The sequence below is a fragment of the Bradyrhizobium sp. G127 genome, from assembly GCF_021502575.1.
GTDB lineage: Bacteria > Pseudomonadota > Alphaproteobacteria > Rhizobiales > Xanthobacteraceae > Afipia.
The window spans coordinates 1,398,184-1,418,371 of sequence record NZ_JAKFGN010000002.1 but is presented as its reverse complement, the minus strand read 5'-3'; the positions used below and the strand labels follow the sequence as shown (position 1 = coordinate 1,418,371).

General features: G+C 57.8%; 21 protein-coding genes. 14 read left to right on the top strand and 7 right to left on the bottom strand.

Translation table 11 applies throughout. The annotated features are described in order from the left end of the window. The first annotated feature begins 2 nt into the window (after positions 1 to 2). A complete protein-coding gene (locus tag LVY71_RS18825; protein WP_235101366.1) occupies positions 3 to 302 on the top strand; it encodes a putative quinol monooxygenase in 300 nt (99 codons plus the stop codon). A gap of 292 nt (positions 303 to 594) precedes the next feature. On the opposite strand, the gene LVY71_RS18820 is transcribed toward LVY71_RS18825, so the two are convergent. Then, entirely contained in the window at positions 595 to 1,602 is a 1,008-nt protein-coding gene (locus LVY71_RS18820) for an AraC family transcriptional regulator (protein WP_235101365.1), read from the bottom strand. Positions 1,603 to 1,689: 87 nt separating this feature from the next. On the opposite strand from LVY71_RS18820, the gene LVY71_RS18815 reads away from it, so the two are divergent. The 13 genes from LVY71_RS18815 (at position 1,690) to LVY71_RS18755 (ending at position 15,111) form a co-directional block, all read left to right on the top strand. Further along, the gene (locus tag LVY71_RS18815) at positions 1,690 to 2,484 is read left to right on the top strand and encodes an enoyl-CoA hydratase/isomerase family protein (protein ID WP_235101364.1); all 795 of its coding nucleotides are present in this window, start codon (positions 1,690 to 1,692) and stop codon (positions 2,482 to 2,484) included. 3 nt (positions 2,485 to 2,487) lie between these two features. Further along, complete coding sequence (locus LVY71_RS18810) at positions 2,488 to 3,771, top strand: CaiB/BaiF CoA transferase family protein (RefSeq protein WP_235101363.1); 1,284 nt, start codon at positions 2,488 to 2,490, stop codon at positions 3,769 to 3,771. 345 nt (positions 3,772 to 4,116) lie between these two features. Further along, entirely contained in the window at positions 4,117 to 6,147 is a 2,031-nt protein-coding gene (locus LVY71_RS18805; protein ID WP_235101362.1) for an acetoacetate--CoA ligase, read from the top strand. 213 nt (positions 6,148 to 6,360) lie between these two features. Next, positions 6,361 to 7,317: an AraC family transcriptional regulator gene (locus tag LVY71_RS18800; RefSeq protein ID WP_235101361.1), complete on the top strand. Its 957-nt coding sequence runs from the start codon at positions 6,361 to 6,363 to the stop codon at positions 7,315 to 7,317. Between the two features lie 196 nt (positions 7,318 to 7,513). Further along, on the top strand, positions 7,514 to 8,725 hold the full coding sequence (locus tag LVY71_RS18795) for an ABC transporter substrate-binding protein (RefSeq protein ID WP_235101360.1): 1,212 nt from the start codon (positions 7,514 to 7,516) through the stop codon (positions 8,723 to 8,725). Positions 8,726 to 8,781: 56 nt separating this feature from the next. Next, positions 8,782 to 9,660 (top strand): branched-chain amino acid ABC transporter permease, encoded by an 879-nt coding sequence (locus LVY71_RS18790; RefSeq protein WP_235101359.1) that lies wholly within the window; start codon positions 8,782 to 8,784, stop codon positions 9,658 to 9,660. Continuing rightward, positions 9,657 to 10,661, top strand: a complete 1,005-nt coding sequence (locus LVY71_RS18785; protein WP_235101358.1) for a branched-chain amino acid ABC transporter permease — start codon at positions 9,657 to 9,659, stop codon at positions 10,659 to 10,661. The genes LVY71_RS18790 and LVY71_RS18785 overlap by 4 nt, the downstream gene beginning before the upstream one ends. Beyond that, the gene (locus tag LVY71_RS18780) at positions 10,658 to 11,404 is read left to right on the top strand and encodes an ABC transporter ATP-binding protein (RefSeq protein WP_235101357.1); all 747 of its coding nucleotides are present in this window, start codon (positions 10,658 to 10,660) and stop codon (positions 11,402 to 11,404) included. The genes LVY71_RS18785 and LVY71_RS18780 overlap by 4 nt, the downstream gene beginning before the upstream one ends. Further along, entirely contained in the window at positions 11,397 to 12,098 is a 702-nt protein-coding gene (locus LVY71_RS18775; protein ID WP_235101356.1) for an ABC transporter ATP-binding protein, read from the top strand. Before LVY71_RS18780 ends, LVY71_RS18775 begins: the two co-directional genes overlap by 8 nt. A gap of 52 nt (positions 12,099 to 12,150) precedes the next feature. Beyond that, a complete protein-coding gene (locus LVY71_RS18770) occupies positions 12,151 to 13,350 on the top strand; it encodes a CaiB/BaiF CoA transferase family protein (protein ID WP_235101355.1) in 1,200 nt (399 codons plus the stop codon). Between the two features lie 35 nt (positions 13,351 to 13,385). After that, positions 13,386 to 14,129, top strand: coding sequence for an SDR family NAD(P)-dependent oxidoreductase (locus LVY71_RS18765; RefSeq protein WP_235101354.1), 744 nt, complete (start codon positions 13,386 to 13,388; stop codon positions 14,127 to 14,129). A gap of 1 nt (position 14,130) precedes the next feature. After that, the gene (locus LVY71_RS18760; RefSeq protein ID WP_235101353.1) at positions 14,131 to 14,778 is read left to right on the top strand and encodes a glutathione S-transferase family protein; all 648 of its coding nucleotides are present in this window, start codon (positions 14,131 to 14,133) and stop codon (positions 14,776 to 14,778) included. 72 nt (positions 14,779 to 14,850) lie between these two features. Beyond that, on the top strand, positions 14,851 to 15,111 hold the full coding sequence (locus LVY71_RS18755; protein ID WP_349629903.1) for a hypothetical protein: 261 nt from the start codon (positions 14,851 to 14,853) through the stop codon (positions 15,109 to 15,111). On the opposite strand, the gene LVY71_RS18750 is transcribed toward LVY71_RS18755, so the two are convergent. The 6 genes from LVY71_RS18750 to LVY71_RS18725 all read right to left on the bottom strand — a co-directional run bounded on the left by LVY71_RS18750 (position 15,101) and on the right by LVY71_RS18725 (position 20,178). Next, a complete protein-coding gene (locus LVY71_RS18750; RefSeq protein WP_502797591.1) occupies positions 15,101 to 15,412 on the bottom strand; it encodes a YkvA family protein in 312 nt (103 codons plus the stop codon). The genes LVY71_RS18755 and LVY71_RS18750 overlap by 11 nt on opposite strands. A gap of 405 nt (positions 15,413 to 15,817) precedes the next feature. Further along, positions 15,818 to 16,987, bottom strand: coding sequence for a glycosyltransferase family protein (locus tag LVY71_RS18745; protein ID WP_235101351.1), 1,170 nt, complete (start codon positions 16,985 to 16,987; stop codon positions 15,818 to 15,820). A gap of 20 nt (positions 16,988 to 17,007) precedes the next feature. Continuing rightward, complete coding sequence (locus tag LVY71_RS18740; RefSeq protein ID WP_235101350.1) at positions 17,008 to 17,760, bottom strand: ABC transporter ATP-binding protein; 753 nt, start codon at positions 17,758 to 17,760, stop codon at positions 17,008 to 17,010. Continuing rightward, positions 17,757 to 18,554, bottom strand: coding sequence for an ABC transporter permease (locus LVY71_RS18735; RefSeq protein WP_235101349.1), 798 nt, complete (start codon positions 18,552 to 18,554; stop codon positions 17,757 to 17,759). Before LVY71_RS18735 ends, LVY71_RS18740 begins: the two co-directional genes overlap by 4 nt. Further along, a complete protein-coding gene (locus tag LVY71_RS18730) occupies positions 18,551 to 19,054 on the bottom strand; it encodes a GNAT family N-acetyltransferase (RefSeq protein ID WP_235101348.1) in 504 nt (167 codons plus the stop codon). Before LVY71_RS18730 ends, LVY71_RS18735 begins: the two co-directional genes overlap by 4 nt. Further along, positions 19,051 to 20,178, bottom strand: coding sequence for a DegT/DnrJ/EryC1/StrS family aminotransferase (locus LVY71_RS18725; RefSeq protein ID WP_235101347.1), 1,128 nt, complete (start codon positions 20,176 to 20,178; stop codon positions 19,051 to 19,053). Before LVY71_RS18725 ends, LVY71_RS18730 begins: the two co-directional genes overlap by 4 nt. Positions 20,179 to 20,188 lie beyond the last annotated feature (10 nt).

Below are 20,188 nucleotides of genomic sequence, written 5' to 3'. Positions count from 1 at the left end.
CGATGGTTTATGTGATCGCAACTCTGACGGTGAAACCGGAAATGCGAGCGGAGCTTATTGCCGCTGCGCGTGACGCAATCGCGGCCACGCGACAGGAGGAGGGCTCTATCGCATACGACCTCCACGAAAGTATGAGCGATCCGAACAAGCTTGTTTTCCTGGAAGAGTGGGACTCTGCGGAACGGATGCCTGTGCATGCGAGATCGGAGCATATGCGTGCGTTCGGACGCGTGGCTGTTAAATGCTTCTCGGCCCCTGTGAAAGTTGAGATCATCACGCCGGAGAAGGTCGAGAAACGCTAGTCGATTGAGTCGATTGTCCTCAACGACGCCTGCGGCGCTTATTAACTCGAATGCTTTGAAGATCGCTTCTTCCTGCTGAAAAGTATCCGGCACCTTGATGGTCGCGCATATGCCTGATGGAATTTTCGAGGTTGTAGAAGGGCAATTTGTTTTACTGCAGCTGCTGCCGCGGTTTTTTCTGATTTGCCTAGATCGAGCGTCACCGTTGCCAATCGGGCCTAAGGTCAGGCTGAAGAAGATACCTGTTAGCTTTGTGTCTTCGCGCTGGTTTCGGTTTGCTGAGGGATGCAGATCATTCACAAGCGACCTTTCGCCACGCACTCGGCGTTGCCCCGCGCCAGCTCGTGAACGCCTTTCGAAAATTGGCTTCGTCCCCAAAGCCGCACCTTTCCGCAATTTCGGACACCGTCAGCTGCGTGTTCTCCAGATATTCGCAAGCTAACGAAGCGCGGGTTTGGTTCAGCAGCTCCTGGAATGTGATGCCCTCATCAGTCAATCGCCGAAACAAGGTGCGGCGCGATAGACCCAATGCGGCTGCGGCCTCGTCAGCGGTGCAGCGGCGGCCGCTGTTGCCTATGATGTAGCTACGCAGCTCGCGGAGCAGCGGGCTTTCCCCATCGTCGCCTGCGATCAGCTTTTCGCAAAAGTCACGGCAGATGTCGGCGGTCAGCGAACTGGCGTTTGGGCAAGGCCGCGCGAACACGGCTGCATTGAAATGCCATTCCATTGTCTCGGACTCGAATTCGAGCGGGCACTGGAACAGCTCGGCATACGCGCGCCAGTGGACGGGCCGGGGATAGGCAAAGCGCATCAGGGTGGAGGGGAAGCGATCCCCGAGAATTTCGCCTTTCAGAGTGACCATAGAGGCGCGCCAGAACTCGCTGACGAAGGGCAGCAGGTCGCCCAGCGAATTCGGATTCCAGCTTTGCACCAACCCTTGCTCGCCCTCCTGGCGGAAAGTAATGCGCAACACAGCACCTGCGAGCTGGACGTGCTTGTGTCCAAAAGCAAAGGCGTCGCCAAATGTCGGGCTGGTGGCGAGCGCGAAGCCGTAGACCCCGAAATGATGCACCCTCTGGCGCTTACCCGCCCTAATCGCTAGCAGCGGATCTTGTCCGAGTTCACGCGCGGCCCTGAGCACGGCCAGTAGCTGCGTCCGGGTGAGCGTGCCGCCGAGCGATCGCAGGCCTGCAGCACGACGCAGTCTTTCGGCGTCGATTCCCAACGCTTCCAGCTCTTCAATCAGCGCTCGAAGACCATGGCCGACAGAGAAATCGCGCGGGGCGGGCGGTGGCACCATATCACCCGAATGATGGCACGATAACACCTGTAACATCAAGCGTGGTGGGCGCAGGGATGCCTGTCCTCAGTTCAAAGGGTTCAATTCATGTCTTCGATTCCCAAATCTGATTCATCCTGCGTCAAGGTTACCTACGAGGGGCCGGTTGCTGTCCTTTCGATGGAATTCGCACCGCACAACCTGATTGGCTTTGACCTAATGGGTGGTATCCAGGCAGGGCTTGCCGCTGCCAAAGAAGCTGGTTCGCGCGCTGTCTTGCTTAAGAGCGGCCTCAGGCACTTTTCCGCTGGGGCGGACACTTCTTTATTCCAACAGTCGCAAGGTCCGGAGGGGCGGGTCGGAGCTTCCTCACTTGCCTTCCTCCGGGAGCTGGAAAATTTCCCGCTGCCGATGGTCGCTGCGGTGCAGGGCGTCTGCGTCGGCGGTGGGCTTGAAATGGCGTTGGCCTGCGATTTCATCATCGCCGCGCGTTCGGCCAAGATCGGCTCGGTTGAAGCCACGCTCGGTTTGAACCCGCTGATGGGTGCGATCCAGCGTCAAGTCCAGCGCGCAGGGATCGTTAGGGCCAAGGAAATGTCGATGTTGGGTCGGCGCTACGATGCTGAGACGATGGAGAAGTGGAACATTATCAACCTCGTGGTCGATGACGAGAAGCTTGGCGAGGCGGCGATGGTGATCGCGCTCGAACTTGCCAATGGTCCGACGCTCGCGCACACCAGCACCAAACAGATCGCCAATCTTGCCGCCGCTCGGGGCGTCGAGGCCGCCGACGAGGCAATGGGGGAACTGCAGCGGCCGTTGTGGACTTCCGAGGACCTCAAGATAGGGCTCGAAAGCCTGATGAAGCAGGGCCCCGGTCTTGCCGTCTTCAAGGGGCGCTAAACTATGACCGCTCCTCTCGAAGGCGTGAAGGTCGTCGATTTCGCGCGCGTGTTAGCCGGGCCCCTGTGCGGCCGTACGCTGCAGGACCTCGGCGCGCACGTCACCAAGATCGAGCCGCCGCGTGGGGACGTTTCGCGCTTGGCCGCGCCGATCAATCCCAACGGCGTCACCGGTTATTACGCCCAGCAGAACGCGGGCAAGCGCGCTCTGTCGATCGATCTGAACAAGGCCGAGGCCAAGGAGATCGCCTGGAAGCTGGTGGAAGAGGCCGACATACTGGTCGAGAACTTCCGTCCCGGCACACTCGCCGCCTTCGGATTTGATTATGAGAGCGTTGCCAAGCGTAACCCGCGGCTGATCTATGTCTCAATCTCGGGTTATGGCCAAGGCGGTCCCTGGCGGGGGCGAATGGCCTATGCGCCGACCGTCCAGGCCGAGTCCGGATTCACCCACCACACGCTTCGCCATTTCGGCGACTTGCTGAGCGCGCCGAAGACGGATGCTCTGAGCCATGCCGACGCCTATGTCGGCCTGCAGGGGGTGATTGCTGTTCTCGCCGCGCTTCACCAGCGTGATCGCACCGGCGTCGGCCAACACATCGACGTCGCCATGGCGGCGACGATGTTGGCAGTCAATGAACACGCCCATGTAGACCTCAACGGCCTCGACCCGGGCGATGACCCGGCGATCTTGGGTGCGACCGACGGCTCGTTCTTCACGGGCCCGAACGGCGAGCAGTTCTTCTGCGCCATCAGTCCCGTCAGTGCGATGACCTACAGTTGGTACATCGCGGCGATGCGGCGACCCGACCTTCTGGAGGATCCTCGTTTCGTCACTTCGGCCCAACGCCTGGCCAACCGCGCGCAGTTCGAGGGGATCATCCAGAAGTGGATCTGGACCTTCCCAGACATGGCGACGCTCGACGCCCACCTCGACCAGGCCAAGTTGGCGATCGGCGAGGTCCACACGGTCGAGGAGCTCGCAGCCAGCGAATGGGCTGACTACTGGGGCGCGACGCTGAATGTTCCCGACCGGCAAGGCGGCGAATTCCGCCTGCCCGGTCGCCCGTGGAAGTTCTCAGGCGCCGAATTGCCGACTCCGGGTGCGCCGAGTGAACAGGGCGAGCAAAACGAGGAGATTTGCCGCGAGCTTGGCTATGGCGATGCCGACATCGCCCGAATGCGCGAAAGCGGCGCGCTCGTCGGCAATTTCGTCTCGCAAATGATCGCCATGGTGGGAGCGCAAATGACCGAGCGCGCTGCGCGCCATGCGCGGGGCGGCGAATGATCCGTGCGCTTAATGCCGTGGCCACTCAGACCATATTTGCGGACGCTATATCGCCCTGTGCGTAGCTTGGCATTAACCTAGGAAATCCGGGACTGAACGAAGAACGTTCATCTTCGTCAGAATAAACCATTGTGTCGAGCGCGAGCCGCTCGACACAATGGCCGCGTAGCCCGAATAGCCGCAGCCGACGCGTTGACGTAAGTCTTAATCATCCATGCGAACAGCAGTTGCCTCTGGTTATCCGATGGTGTCGTCGCTTTCGGTTTGGCATGTTACGGCCAACCGCCACTGGGCGACCAATGGCACTCCGCCGACATCGACACCGAGAGTTGAAGAAGTCTTGACATGACGACCTTGCCCGAACCGCAGATCACCCGCTACACGCGTTGGCTCCAGCGAGAGCGCGGGCTGCACTTCGATCCGAGAACCACCGAAGGCTATGAAGCGCTTTGGCGATGGTCGGTGAACGAGCTCGATGCCTTCTGGTCGTCGGTGTGGCACTACTTCGACATTCAGTCGCCGACGCCGTACAGCACTGTCTTGGTGGAAGACAAGATGCCCGGCGCTCGGTGGTTTCCCGGGGCGCAGCTCAACTACGTGCAGCGGGTGTTTAGCCACGCCGACGCGGCGCATGCCGCAGGTCACCCCGCGATCGTGTTTCAGAATGAGCGTATGCACGAACGCGGCGAGATGCAGGAGCTAAGCTGGCCCGAGCTGCGCCGGCAGGTCGCATCGCTCGCAGCGCATCTGGAGACGCTCGGCGTCGAAGCCGGCGACCGGGTTGTCGCCTTCCTGCCGAACACGCCGCAAACGGCAGTGGCCTTTCTCGCGGTGGCGAGTCTCGGCGCGGTGTGGTCGGTGTGTTCTCCCGACATGGGGCCAATCGCGGTGCTTGACCGTTTCCGCCAAATCGCCCCCAAGGTCGTGATCGCTTGCGATGGCTATGTGTACGGCGGCACATCACACGACCGGCTGCCGGTGCTAGAAGGCTTATTGGCCGAACTGCCAAGCGTGCAGCATGTGGTGCTGTGGCGCTATCTGGATGTGAACGCGAAGCACGGCCGTTTGGCCTCGGCGTCCCGGCAGGCGCACGACTTCGACACCCTGACTGCCGATGACGCGTCACTCATGCCCAAGTGGGTCGCCTTCGACCACCCGCTGTGGGTCGTCTATTCCAGCGGCACGACCGGCTTGCCGAAGCCCATCGTGCATGGCCATGGCGGTGTAGTGCTCGAGGCGATCAAGATGCTTGGCCTGCACAACAACCTGGGTCCCACGGTCGAGACCGGCGACCGCTACCATTGGTACAGTGCTACAGGTTGGATCATGTGGAACTCGCAAGTGGCAGGCCTGCTGCTCGGCACGACGATTTGCATCTACGATGGCAGTCCGGCGGGAAAGAGCGGAAATGCCGACTGGTCCACGCTGTGGCGTTTCGTCGACGAAGCCAAGGCGACCTTCTTCGGCGCCGGCAGTGCCTTCTTCGCCAACTGCCTCAAAGCCGAGGTGAAACCAAAGGAAATACTGAAGCTCACGCACCTGCGTGCCCTCGGTGCCACGGGCTCCCCGCTTGCTACAGAGTGCTACCGCTGGGCGTACGACCACGTGCCCAAGGTTGAGGGGAAAGACATCTGGCTGTCGGTGATATCGGGCGGCACCGATTTCGCCGGTGCTTTCATCGCTGGCTTGCCGACGCTGCCGGTGGTGGAAGGCGAGATGCAGTGCCGCTGCCTTGGTGCGGCAATCGAAGCATGGAATGAAAAGGGCGAACCACTGACTAACGAAGTCGGCGAACTCGTTTGCACTAAGCCCATGCCATCGATGCCGCTCTATTTCTGGAACGACCCGGAGAATCAGCGTTACCACGACAGCTATTTCGACATGTACCCAGGCGTTTGGCGTCACGGCGACTGGGTTCGCATCACCCCGAGCGGCGGCGCGATCATCTACGGCCGGAGTGACGCCACGATCAACCGCTACGGTATCCGCATGGGCACCTCCGAGCTCTACCGCGCCGTTGAAGCGCAACCCGAAGTGCTCGACAGTCTCGTGGTCGATCTCGAATATTTGGGCCGCGAAAGCTACATGCCACTCTTCTTAGTGTTGCGAGAGGGCCTGAACCTTGATCCGCCACTCGAAAAGCGCCTTCGCGAGGCCATCAAGACGGCGCTGTCAGCCCGCCATGTGCCCAACGATATCTTTCAGGTGAGTGCCATCCCCCGCACGCTTTCCGGTAAGAAGATGGAGTTGCCGGTGAAGAAACTACTGATGGGAACGCCGCCCGAGCAGGTGTTCAAGCTCGACGCCATGGCGAATCCGGATTGTGTACCTTGGTTCGCGGAGTTCGCGAAGCGGAGGGAGTCTTCCAAAACGTGAAGCCGACAAGTCTAGATAGGCGCCCACATGTTTGCGAGTTTGCAGAGTTTGCGCGCTCGACCTAGGTACCGATAACACAAGCATCGAGTACGGCATTGTCGGTCTTAGCTGTCAGCGTAGCATCGGCCAAGATTAACTCGATATCGGCGGCTGATGTGGATGCTATCGAATCGGGCTCCAGTTTGCATTCGCGCAGGTCTCCTTCGCAAATGAATGCCGCGGCGCAGCAACAAACCGCCTCGCTTCTTCCCTTTATTTAGTGCATTCTGTCTTGGAACTCGCGTTGGAACGAGGTTTGGGATGGGAAGCGTCGGCGAGAACTATGTTCGGCTGGTCGGAGGCGATCTTGTGTCGTCTGTCATTACCGATACGCCAAGCATGCGGATCGAAGTTCTTCGCCGAGAAACGGTTGGGCGAATGCATTGGCATTTTCGACAGCCGGAGCTGTCGCTGTTCTGGTTCGGCAAGGGAGCCGAACGCCTGAGAGCGACAATTGATGGGCGTCCGGTTGAGCGCCGGTTTCCGGGCAAGTCGAAGCTCGCGATATTTCCCGCGGCTATCGAAATCGAAGGCGAGTGGAACGTCGGGCCTACCCTCGACTACACGGTCGTATTCCTGAATCCGTCTTTCGTAGGCGAACGCCTCCAGCATGCGATCACCAATCCGACAGTCGCTTTTGAGCACGACGGATTGACCCGCGGCCTCGCGGAACTTTGCCGGGAGGCAGCCTCGCCGGATAATGTTTTCAACCTCATGGCGGAGGGGTGGTCGATTCAGGCACTGGCGCACATTTCTCGGGTAAGCGAAAGAAGCCAGCAGCCATCCAATGAGTTGCGTGGCGGTTTACCGGGTCGGAGTCTCCGACGCCTTGAGGAATATGTGCGGGAGAACCTCACCCAGCCGATCTGTCTTGGGGAACTTTCGGAGATCGCCGGTCTGAGCAAGCGGCATTTCCTGCGTGCGTTTCAGGAAAGCGTCGGCGCAACGCCGTACAAATACGTTCTTTCGCTTCGGATCGATGAGGCGAAGCGGCGGCTGTCAGAAACGGAGGACAGCATCGTCGATGTGGCCCTTGCGACCGGCTTCAGTCACGCCCAGCATTTCTCGACAAGTTTCAAGAAGGCGACCGGCGTGACTCCATCCTCGTTCCGCCAGCGCTGCCTGTCATAAACCGCCCTCTCTGATGAGCGCCGCCGTCTTGTCCCGGACTAAATGGCGTTTTTCCGCAAGCCTTGGCGCTATCCTGCAAGTCAGGACCAGCCTCCCGATCTAACACTATCCCATAAAAATCCACGCATCTGTGGCCGCATGGCCGTGGCTCAAGCGGGAATTAGGGGCGAAGCAGCCCGGCATTAGGGAGAGCGGGATGACAATTTCTTTCAAGGGATACACGCGCATAGGCTTTGCAGCAGCGATAGGCCTCGCGACATCGGCCAGCATGCCGGCGCATGCACAGGAAAAGTCACCGATCAAGATCGGCCTCATGCTGCCCTACAAAGGGGTCTATGCGCCTCTTGCAGTCAATATTGATCAGGGCTTCCAGATAGCGCTTGAGGAATACGGCAACAAAGCATCCGGACGACCCATCGAGATCATTCGCGCCGACGACGAACTGACGCCCAGCGTGGGCGTGCAGAAGTTCAACAAGTTCGTTCAATCCGACCAGGTCGATCTGGTTGCAGGTGTCGTCGGCTCCAATGTCGGCATCGCGATTTCGGAACTTGCTGACAAGAACAAAATGCCGATGGTTTTTGTCAACGCATTCGCCGATGAGATTACTGGAAAATTCTGCAGCCCCTATATCGCTCGCACGTCGTTTAGCGCCAACGGCTTCGAATACGCCTCCGGCAAGTATTGGGCTTCCAAGGGCGTGAAGACCGCCGTCACCATGGGCCCTGACTATTCGGCTGGCCGCGCATTCATCGGCGGGTTCAAACGTGGTTTTGAGGACAACGGCGGCAAAGTGATCGAGGAAATCTGGACGCCATTCCAGAAGACCAAGGACTACAGCGCTGCTTTGACTCAGGCTGGAAACTCCGGCGCGCAGATTATCTACGCCTTCTACGCGGGTGCGGAAGCAATCCAGGTTGTCAAGCAGCACGCCGATTTCGGATTGCGATCTAAGATCCCCCTGATCGGTGATCACTGGGTCTACGACGAAGCATTATGGCCAGCTTTGGGAGATCTGGCTTTGAATGCCCAGCATGTTGCCACGCATTATCCGGGCATTCCCACCGAAGCGAACCAGAAGTTCGTGAAGGCTTACAACGCGAAGTACAAGCAGGATCCGGATGTCAGCGCCGAGCTTGGCTATGACAACGGCAAGGCGATCATGCTGACTCTTGAGAAACTTGGCGGTCAGATGCCCGAAGATCGCACCAAGTTCATCTCCACGATGCGGGACCTAACGTTCGATGCCCCGCGCGGAAAGATCAAATTCAATGCGCAAAACAGCGCCTTGCTCGAGAAGGTCTACGTGATCGAAATCGTCAAGGGCCCCGATGGGAAAATGCAGCGCAAATCGCTGGATCAGTTTCCGGGTGCCGGCGATCTGCCGGGTTGCACGAAATCATTCTGATCCGGGGCGAGCTTCGCGTCCAGCGAAGCGCGCGCTTTCTCGAATTTGTGTGAAATATGCAGCTCTTTCTGATTCAGCTTCTTAATGGCGTGCAATTGAGCATGCTGGTGTTCCTGCTCGCGGTCGGTCTTACGCTGATCTTCGGGCTGATGAACATTCTCAATCTGGCTCATGGTGCGTTTTTCACGATGGGCGCCTATTTCGGGCTGGTCGTCGCCAACAAGACGGGCTCGTTCTGGCTCGCGCTGCTGATAGGTCCGCTGTTGCCGTTTGTGGCCGGCTTTCTTCTGCAGTTCTTTGTCCTGCAGCCGCTGGCTCAGCGCGGCCGCTCAACGCATCTCGATCTTGCACTGCTCACGTTCGGCCTGCTGTTCGCGACGGCGGGTGCAGTTGAGTATATTTATGGCTCGGCATTTCACAGTATCGCCATGCCTGATTTCCTGAAGGGCCGCGTTGCCTTGCTGGGCATCGAGTACCCACTTTATCGTCTATTCATTATTGCTGTTGGCATTGCCGTTGCCGTCGCGCTCGTCCTGGTGATCGACCGTACGCTGGTTGGCGCCACGCTGCGGGCCGGAGTCGATAACCGGGAGATGGTCACGGCGCTCGGCATCAACATTAATGTTCTGTTTGCGTTGGTCTTCGGGTTCGGCTCCGCGCTCGCCGGCTTTGCGGGAGTCATCTCGGCCCCCGTCATGAGTATCTATTCCAACATGGGCATCGGAATTGTCGTCACCACCTTTGTGGTCGTGGTGGTGGGTGGACTCGGCAATCTCAAAGGATCGTTCTACGCATCGCTCATCGTCGGGATGACCGACACCTTCACACAGGCATTTCTGCCGGAAGCGGAGCTTTTTGCGATCTACGCGCTTTTGATTGCAGTGATGATCTTTCGTCCACACGGCCTTTTTGGCGCAGTAGGGAGGGTTGCATGAGCGCGGATGCCATCCTCACAAAAGGCAAGAGAATCGGTGCGCCGAAGCGTCTACCGCTTCCAACTTCGCGTCGCGTGTACGCCACCTTGTTCGTCATTCTTGCGGCAGTCCTGTGCGCTCTGCCGTCGTTCGTATCCGGCTATGTCATGACACTGGCGGTTGAAGTTATGATCGCGGGCGTATTTGCGTCCGGCATCAATCTTCTGACCGGCTACACGGGTCTTGTATCGCTCGGGCAGGCGATGTTTCTCGGGTTCGGCGGATATGGTATCGCGATCGGAACGGCGTTACTCGGATGGCCGCTATGGGTGTCTGCCCCGGTCACACTTGTGGTGGTTGCGATGATCGCTGCGGCGATCGGTGCAGTTTGCACCCGGACCCGCGGCGTCGAGTTTCTTCTGATCACGCTGGCATTTTCGCAGATGTTCTACGGGACGGCGATCAAGTTGCGCTGGACCAACGGTTCGGACGGCATGACGGGAATTCCGCGCCCAGATCTGTCATGGCTGGAAGTGAGCGCGGACAGCCCCACCATCTTCTACTATTACATTCTGGGCATTTCGGTTCTGGCGCTGCTGATGCTGTGGCGGATTGTAACGTCGCCTTTTGGAAGCATCCTCGTCGGCATTCGTGAAAACGAACGCCGCATGATGTCGATGGGTTATGCGGTGGCGAACTACAAGGTCGGGTCGTTCGCGCTGGCCGCCGTGATTTGTGCAGTCGCAGGCATCTTGCAATCGCAGTACACTTATTTCGTCAATCCGGATGCGATGAGCTGGCAGATGAGCGGCGAGGGCGTGCTGATGGTTATCATCGGCGGAGCCAACGTCATCCTCGGTCCCTTTGTGGGCGCCGCAGTCTTCGTCGTCGTCAAGCAGGCGCTAAGCATGATCACCGAAGAGTACAATTTATTCTTCGGTATCTTCTTCATGCTTGTGGTTGCCTTTTTCCGTGGCGGCGTTCTCGGCGCCGTCAGCACACTGATTGGAAAGCGGAAATGAGTTCGCTCGAAATCAGGAATTTGCGTAAGGCCTTTGGCGGGCTTCAGGTCATCTGTGATCTCGATCTCAAGGTGCCGTCGGGCCAGCGCCACGCGGTGATCGGGCCGAATGGCGCGGGCAAGACCACGCTATTCAACATCATCACGGGATGGCAGCCGCCGACCAGCGGCGAAATTCTCATTCATGGCGTTCCGGTGCAGCAGGGACGGCCGGACCTTGTCACACGAGGCGGTCTGTCGCGCTCGTTCCAGAAGAACATGCTGCTTGAAAGCGTCACCGTTCTTGAGAACCTCCGCGTTGCGTGTCAGGCGTTCGATAGGTCTCGGCACTCCATATTCCGCTCGTGCCGGTCATTTTCTGACATCATTCGCAAGGCCCACCTCGCGGCCGAACAAATGCATCTGGACACCGTGCTTCATCGGAACGTCAACGAACTGTCCTATGGACAGAAGCGCCAGCTCGAAGTGGCGATCGCGCTATGTGCGGAGCCGAAAATCCTGCTGATGGACGAACCGGCGGCCGGAACGTCGCCCGACGAGCGCGCCAGTCTCATCAAGCTGATCAATGGGCTGTCGTCCGAGTTGACCATCGTTCTCGTCGAACACGACATGGATGTCGTATTTGCGATCTGCGATGTCATCACGGTGCTGAGTTACGGCAAGGTGCTCGCGACAGGAACGAAGGACGAGATCCAGTCCAATCCTCAGGTGATAGAGGCGTATCTGGGGCAGCATCATGCTTAAGGTTGAGCATCTTCATACCTATTATGGCGAAAGCCATATCCTGCAAGGCATCGATCTCTCCGTGGCGACAGCGCAGTGCGTGGCGGTGCTCGGCCGGAATGGTGCGGGGAAGACGACGACGCTGCGCTCAATATTGGGCTTGACCCCCGCGCGTCGCGGCCGCGTAGAGTTCAATGGCGACGATATCACACGGCTGCCGACGCATCGGATCGTGAAGTCGGGTATCGCTTTCGTACCGGAGGATCGTGGCATTTTCCCGACAGTCACCGTCGAGGAGCATCTGGCTATTGCCTATGGTGCGTCGAAACACCGGCCTCGGCGCAAGCCCGTGGACTATGTGTTCGAAATATTTCCTCGCCTTGCCGAACGGCGCAGGAGTCTCGGCGGACAACTGTCGGGCGGTGAACAGCAGATGCTGGCGATTGGGCGGGCGCTGGTGGCCGGTCCGGACCTGATGATTCTCGATGAACCCAGCGAAGGTCTGGCGCCGGTGATTATCGAAAAGCTCGAAGCGGTGCTCAAGGATATCAAGGCATCCGGGACGCCCATTCTTCTGGTCGAGCAGAATTATCATCTCGCGACCCAGCTGGCTGACCATGTCTATGTGCTCAGTCAGGGGCAGGTTCAATTCTCCGGCGACACGCAATCGCTGATCGCAAATGACGATGTCAGGCGAACTTATTTGAGCGTCTGATACGCGGCGATGCGGAATCCTAAAATGAAATGTCAACTTGGGAAGTAGAGCAATGCCCGGTCCCCTTCATGGCGTGCGCGTTCTGGATCTGACGGCGGTGGTGTCGGGTCCCTATGCGACGATGTTTCTGGCCGATCAGGGCGCGGATGTGCTGAAGATCGAGCCGACCAGCGGCGATGGCACGCGGCGGAGCCGGACGCTGATCGACGCGGCCGGTGAGTTCTCGGCGCTGTTCGTGTCGTGCAATCGCGGCAAGCGCTCGCTGTCGATCGACATCAAGAGCGATGCGGGCCGCGAGGTGTTGGCCAAGCTGGCGTCGCAGGCAGACGTGCTGGTGCAGAATTTCCGCCCCGGCACCATGGAGCGCCTGGGACTCGGCCAGGAAGAGCTGCGCAAGAAATATCCGCGGCTGATCTATGTCTCGATCTCGGGCGTCGGCGACAGCGGTCCTTACGTCAAGAAGCGGGTCTACGATCCGATCATTCAGGCTCTGTCGGGCTTTGCCGACATCCAGTCACAGCCGGTGACCAACCGCCCGCAGATGATCCGGACCATCGTCTGCGACAAGACAACCTCGGTCTTCACGGCGCAGGCGGTCTCGTCGGCGCTGTATGCCCGCGAGAAAACAGGCAAGGGCGACCACATCCAGGTGGCGATGCTGGACACCATGATCTCGTATCTGTGGCCGGAAGGCATGATGCAATACACCGTTGTCGGCTCCGAAGCGGCCGCGGGAGACCCGAACGACCGGCCTGACCTCGTGTTTCAGACACTGGACGGCTATATCACCGCCGGCACCATTTCGGATTCCGAATGGCAGGGTTTCTGCAAGGCCTCGGGCGATCCGGAGCTTGCGAAAGACGAGCGTTTCGCGACGCCGAGCGCGCGTTTCGTCAACGCCACCGCGCGCATCAACAAGATGCAGGAATACATCAGTCAGCGCACCACCGCCGAATGGCTGGAGCGTCTGGATGCCGCCGATGTGCCGTGTTCTCCGATCCTGCGCCGCAGCGAGATTATCGGCAACGACCAGGTGGTGGCGCGCGGCCTGATCGAGGAATTCGACCAGCCGACGGTGGGGCGGGTGCGGCAGCCGAAGCCTGCCGCGATCTTCGAGGTCAACAAGGCCGCCATCGGCGGCCCGGCGCCGCGGGTCGGTGAGCATTCGCGCACCGTGCTGCGCGATCTCGGCTACAGCGACAGCGCCATCGATGCGATGATTGCTGATAAATCGGTGCGGGTTGCAGGTTGAATGAGACGAACGGTTTCAGTTTCCGGAGAAAAAAAGTGACGGATAAAGTGAAGGTCGCGCTTCTTGTGGGCGCAGGCGATGCGATCGGCGCAGCCGTTGCGCAGAGATTTGCAAAAGGCGGTTACGCTGTCTGCGTTGCCCGGCGTGATGCCGGCAAGTCGCAGGGACTTGTCGATTCGATGAAAGCGGAGGGATACGACGTCCGTGCGTACGGTGTCGATGCGCGCAAGGAGGAGGAGGTTCGGAAATTGTTTGCGGATGTCGAGAAGGAGGTCGGCCCGATCGAGGTTTGTCTCTTCAACGCCGGATCGAACGTAAACAAGCCGCTACTGGAGACGACCGAAAAACTGTTTTTCAAGGCTTGGGAACTTGCGTGTTACGCGGGCTTTCTTGTGGGCCGCGAGGCGGCGAAGCACATGTTGACGCGTGGACGCGGGACGATGCTTTTCACCGGCGCAACCGCCAGCGTTCGGGGCGGAAAGGGCTTTGCGGCATTTTCGGCGGCGAAGTTCGGCTTGCGCGCCGTCGCTCAGGCGATGGCCCGTGAACTTGGACCGAAGAACATTCATGTCGTCCACCTCCTCATCGACGCAGGCGTCGACAGCGAAGCCATTCATCAGCGCATGAAGGCTGCAACTGGAATCAGCGCCACCGAGATTCCACCCGACAGCCTGACCAAGACGGCGTCCATCGCCGAAGCGTACTGGTTTGCTCACCAGCAATCCAGGGACGGCTGGACTCATGAACTCGATCTGCGCCCTTCAGTGGAGGCATGGTAAAATGGCGGACGAACTCATTCTCTGGGGCGCAGGCACATCACGCACGATTCGTGCGCACTGGGCGCTTCATGAACTCGATCTTTCGTACACGTCGCGGCCCATTCTGCCGCGATCAGGGGAGACCAAGACCGCCGAGTATACTGCCCTGAATCCGCGCCAGAAGATTCCGCTTTTGCAGGATGGTGACCTGACTATTGGGGAAAGCGCAGCTATCGTCGCTTATCTCGCCAACAAACACCAAAGATCCGATTGTGCTCTTGTTCCGGACTGTCCAAAGCTTTACGCGAAGTGGCTGGAATGGTGCTTCTTCATCGTGACCGAGTTGGATTCAACCAGTCTCTATGTCATGAGGCGGCATGGCACCAACAAGGGGCTGGCGCATATCTATGGCGAAGCTCCGCAGGTGGTGACAAAGGCGGGCGAGTATTTTCGCGAGCAACTCCGCCACGTTGATGTTGCCCTGTCCGACGGCCGCAAATATCTCATGGGAAGTCAGTTCACCACGGCCGACATATTGCTGGCGACCTGTCTGACATGGGCGATTGACTACGGCGTGGGCATCTGCGACAGCGCCGCTCCATATCTTGAGCGTGTCACGTCGCGTGCGGGATATCGGGCTGGTGAAACAGCAAATTTTGCAGAGATCTAAGGAATGAGCGAGATGCCCGGCCCTTCAAGATCGGGGGCGATGCGCTGTTCGTCAGTAGCCAGTATTTCGTCAGTGACCGATTCCAACCAGGCTCCGAAACTCGATTCTTATGCAGTGTTCAATGCGCACGCGTCATGTCGGATCGACAAGTCGGTGCAGGTATTCGCCCGCGTCGACAATATCTTCGACCGTCGGTATTCGACCTATGGCACTTTCTTCGAGACTGACGCAGTGCCCAATTTCGCCAACGGCGGTGCGGAGTTCGCGGACGCCCGTTCGGTTAGCCCCGCCGGGCCTCGCGCTTTCTATGTCGGCCTCAAGGTCAGGTTCTGATCGGCACGGACCGATCGCGCATCTTCGTCCAGTAGCCATAGCCCAGCCATCCCGCGAGGAACGCGCTCGCCAGCCACAGGATGATGATCGCGGTCATGCCGGCCCGGCTGGTCGGGCGCGCCGCAGCCTCGCGCGCCTTGATGCGATACTCGGTCATTATTTCAGAGGGGACCAGCGCAACCACCAGCCAGATACCCAGAGGCACGATGATCAGGTCGTCGAGATAGCCGAGCACCGGCACAAAGTCCGGAATAAGATCGATCGGCGACAGTGCATAAGCTGCAACCGCAATGCCCAGCATTTTCACAAACCATGGCACCCGCGGATCGCGCGCAGCAAGATAGACGGCATGTACGTCCGTTTTGATGGTACGTGCCCAGAGTGCAATCCGCGAGAGCATGTGCCGAAAAATAGCACAGGTCGGACAGTGGCGTACAAAACGATCCCGGATCGATAGATGAACATCCCTGTTAGATAAAAGTTGGCTGCGGTGCCGCATTTTCCGCGTTACAACGACGGTTCAAGGCTCGGAATCGGATGATTTTCCTGTAAAATCCCCTGTTGGCAGGGAAATTGCGCAGAGACGGGTGCGATCATTACTGCATAGCCAGCCAGTCCGGATTTTGGATTCACGAAGGTCGTGGCAGACGAAAGCGTTCAGGCAAGCCGCAGCGATTAGCTAAGGTCGCGATTTGCTTTGTCCAAGCTATTTGCCGGCAAGCATTATTTTCTTGAAGGTGCGGCGCACGACCAGCGGTGCCCCGCCTTCGTGATAGACAATAGACAAATTGAGTCTTGCTCGGTCGACGCGCCGCCGGAGTTTTCTTGCCCACGAAATTTTCTTGTCGAACGATTGGGTCGACCGCGGAAGTTGTGCGGCAAGGTCCTTAAAAAAAGTGGCCCAAATCGTCGATACTTGCGAGATATCGTAACGCGCCCTTACGTCCTCAAACGCAGCCTGTGCCAATGCTGCCTGTTCTGCAGGGTGAGAAAGTAGATCAGTAATGGCCTGTTGCCATAGCGACGGTGTATTTTCCACCAGTCGACCGGTCTGCGAATCTTTTACCACATCGCTGTACGGAGGTATGTTGGAATAAATGCCGGCGCATCGGCATGCTCCATATTCGCGATACTTGTTGTCGGTCTTTCCGCGGTTCGCCTCGTGATCGATGAGCGGTGCGAGGCCGATCGCCCAGTTGCGCGCTGCCTGAAAGCGAATGTAGCTATTGTAATCCGGAGTGTGGGGAAAAAACAGGACTCTTTCGCTGGGCGCAATGCGATTCGGAAGGACTCCTGCGAATTCGAAAACGGCTTGCGGAAATCTTTCCAGGATCGGCCCAACGATTGGGGAGATGAGTTCGAGGTCGTCAACCCGCGACGGGCTCCCGGAAAATCCAATCCGGATGCGTTCGTCGGACAGCGGCACTACATCTTCGATCAGAGAAAAATCGAAGAATGTCGGAAGGATAGAAATCTGCTTGTTGAATTGCGAAAGAAATCCCGCGAGTTCGCCGGAGTTCGTGAGAACTGCCGTCGCATTCGAGACAGTAAACTCAAGCGATCGCCTGACGATGGGGTGTCGGTAATATTCAGCGAGTGTCGAGTCACCGACGATCCGCCAGAAATTATCATCGATATAAAAAAGATACGGGTAGTTGGCATCGACAAGAGTCTGCGCCCAGGAGTAGGCGCGCGGATCGCCGCATCGGATAAACAAGGGGAGGGCGTTTGGGGTAAAGTCGGAACTTTCCAGCCTGTCCAGAAACTGGACTTTATAGCTGATGCCGTGCGGCGCGCAGGCTCTTAATACCTGCTCAATCAGATGTGTCGTAGCGATCTCGGCTTCGATGATGACGAGGAGGTTGATGTTCGTCATTTGGTCAGCAGTCGAGTCCGTTACGAAGTGGGCTGATTGGTTCGGGTGTAGCAATCGAGAACGTCGTCGGTATTTCCATCCATGCGAATGGAACCCGCTTCCAGCCAGATTGATCTCTTGCAGAACGAACGCAAAAGGTCCGGCGAATGACTGGCAAATACGAGAATCTTGCCTTGTTCCATAAATTCAAACATTCGCCGCTTGGCCTTGTCGGCAAACTTGATGTCGCCAGCGCCCATGACTTCGTCAATCAGGAGTATTTCCGGATTGACGCTGGTAGAAACAGCAAAAGCGAGACGAACGAACATGCCGGTCGAATAGGTCCGTACCGGATAGTCCAGAAATTCGCCCAGTTCGGTGAATTCCGCTATTTCGGGGAGCTTCTGCTCGATCTCGGCGGGCGACATGCCGAGAAGCAGTCCACGAATGCGAATGTTGTCGCGGCCGGACTGGTTCATCTCGAACCCGGTCGCAAACTCGAACATGGGACAGACGTGTCCTTGAATCCTGGCAACGCCCGATGTGGGAGGATAAATTTTTGCCATGACCTTGAGCAGAGTACTCTTGCCCGCGCCGTTGAGCCCGATCAAGCCGACGCGCTCCCCATGACCAATGTGGAGATTGAGGTTTCGAAGCGCATCGACGGCATATTGGCTGTCTTTCAGCTTTGGACCGGTAAAGCGGCTGACAAGCCAATCCTTGATGCCGCCGCCGTCGCGTTGGCCTTCAAACCGGATGCCGACATTGTCGAGGTGAATACCAAGATTGGTCATAGCAGGAAAACCAGCCGGTTATCGAGTTTGCGCGCGACGACAATGGCGATGGCCCAGGCCACTGCAATGTAGAGAAGGGCAAAGGCATAGTTCTCCAGCGGAGGGAAGCTGCCCGTCAAGATGGGATGGCGCACGATGTCGATCAGATAGTAAAGCGGATTGTATCTGTAGACGAAGTCGAGATGCTTTTCCTGCAGCATCTTGATTGGAAACATGATCGGCGTAACGAAAAACATCACCTGAAGGAGCCCGGCGAGGGCATAGGGCCAATCGCGAAAGCGCGTTCCCAGGTACGCGGAGATGACGATATGGGCGAGGGCTGCCGCCAGCAGCAATACCAGGCCGGGAATCGCAATGAACCAGCCGAGCAGGTCAAATCGCCGGAAGACGATCTGCATCGGAATGATGGCGCAGAAGCCAACCAGCAGAATGATGCTGTAGGTCACGAGCGCGCGGAGCAGATAGATCTGCTTTGGATAGGAAAATTGCTTGATGTAGCCTTCGGCTCCTACAAATGCGCTGCCAGCCTCGGTGAACGATGAGAGCAGAAAACCCCAGATGACGAATCCCGTGATCAGAAAAGGCAGAAACTCGCTCATCGGTTGGCCGAACATCACGCCGTAAACGAAGCCGGCGGCGCCGACAAATATCCCGAGATTAAGCAGGATCCAGAGCGGTCCGATAAACGAGCGCCGAAAGCGTGTCTTGATGTCCTGAATGCCTAGAAAGGTCCAGACCCGCCAAAGCCTGCAAGATGTCAGGCTGTCGGCGAGCAATTGTTGCCCAGGAGTCATTGCCGGTGATTCCATCTAAAGCCCATGCGCATCAAACCTTCCGAGCGGCTTTCTTCGGTGAAGCCGCACTGTTTGTAGATTTTGATGGCTTTGTCATTCCGTTCCATGACTTCGAGAAAAAGATATGGCAGACCTAGTATTCTTGTGCCGAACCGAACGAGTTCTGCGCAACTCCGGGTGATGTAGCCGCGTCCCGTCTTGTCCGGAGCTACAAGAAAGCGGCCTATTTCCGCCGATCCGCAGGTGCGGTCAATATCGTAAATGCCGCATTGCCCGACGGGAGTTCCGCCTGCCTCGATCAGAAAGAAAAAGTCGTCGTCCTTGGCAAGGTAGCGCTCGTACCAACGCTTGTGGCTGTCGAGTGACAATTTTCCGGAGGTCTTGAACCACACGCGGGCTTCGTCCCGGTTGCGCCAGTCGAGGATCGTTGTCAGGTCACGCTCTTCGATCAGCCGCAAGGTAACAGTGCCATCCCCGAATGGTGCGACTGGCGGCTTCATTGCGCGTATTTAACAACCAGTTCGGATATCCGGTCCACGTCGGATTTTGTCATGCGAAGATGCATTGGCAGCGAAATAATTTCTTTGCTGGCTCCTGCCGCGTTAGGGCAGGTACCCTGTGCGAAGGCATACATCCGATAATCAGTATTGTCGCGATAATGCACACCCGGGAAGATGTCGTGCTCGTTAAGTGCGATCATCAGGGCATCGCGATTCTGCACGCGAATCTGAAGAAGATGTTGAGCAGATTCGCAGCCCTGCGCCGTCTGCACAACCGCGACATTGTTTCTGTCCTTGAGATTCTGGCCATACCATGTCGCGAGCTGGCGACGGTAAGCGTTGTCGATGTCCAGATACTTTAGCTGGACGAGCGCGATGGCCGCCATGATTGAATTGCCGTGATACTTGTATCCGACTTCCTCAACATCATACATCCACTTATAGGCACTTTGGGAGGCGGTGCGCGCATACGTGTCCTTGTTGATGCCAAGCCATGTCAGCTTGCGAACGCGCTCGTCGTCGTCCGCTTCTTTGAAGCAGATCATTCCGGAGTCTGCAGTTGGCAGATTCTTGACGGCCTGAAAACTGAAGACGGTGACATCGGCGTCGTTGCCGATATGTTTTCCGCCAACACGCGTTCCCGACATGTGTGCCGCGTCGAGGACAAGCTTGATGTTGCGGGCGCGGCAAATTTCCAGGATTTTCTCATACTGTCCAGAATTTCCGCCAATACCCACGAATATGAGGGCCTTCGTTCTTGGGGTAATGCGTTTGATCACGCTGTCTGGGTCAAGGCAGAGATAGTCGTCGACATCCGCAAACACCGGCTTTAGCCCGGCGTACAAAATGGCATGATTGGTTGAGACGAATGTCAGCGGAGTCGTGATGACTTCGTCGTCGTCGTTCCATCCGAATTTTGATTTGAAGAGTTCAAAGGCAAGATGAAGGCCAACTGTATTTGAGTTCAGGAAATGAGCGTGCGGAAGTTGCGTATATTCCTTCCACGCCGTTTCAATTTCGACGGTTTTGAAGCCGAGGCCAGTCCAGCCCTTTTCAAGGCACTCGCGGATTTCTGCGAGGCATTCTTCAACGCGAAAATTGGGCACGAACAATTGGATTGCCATGACTGTCTCG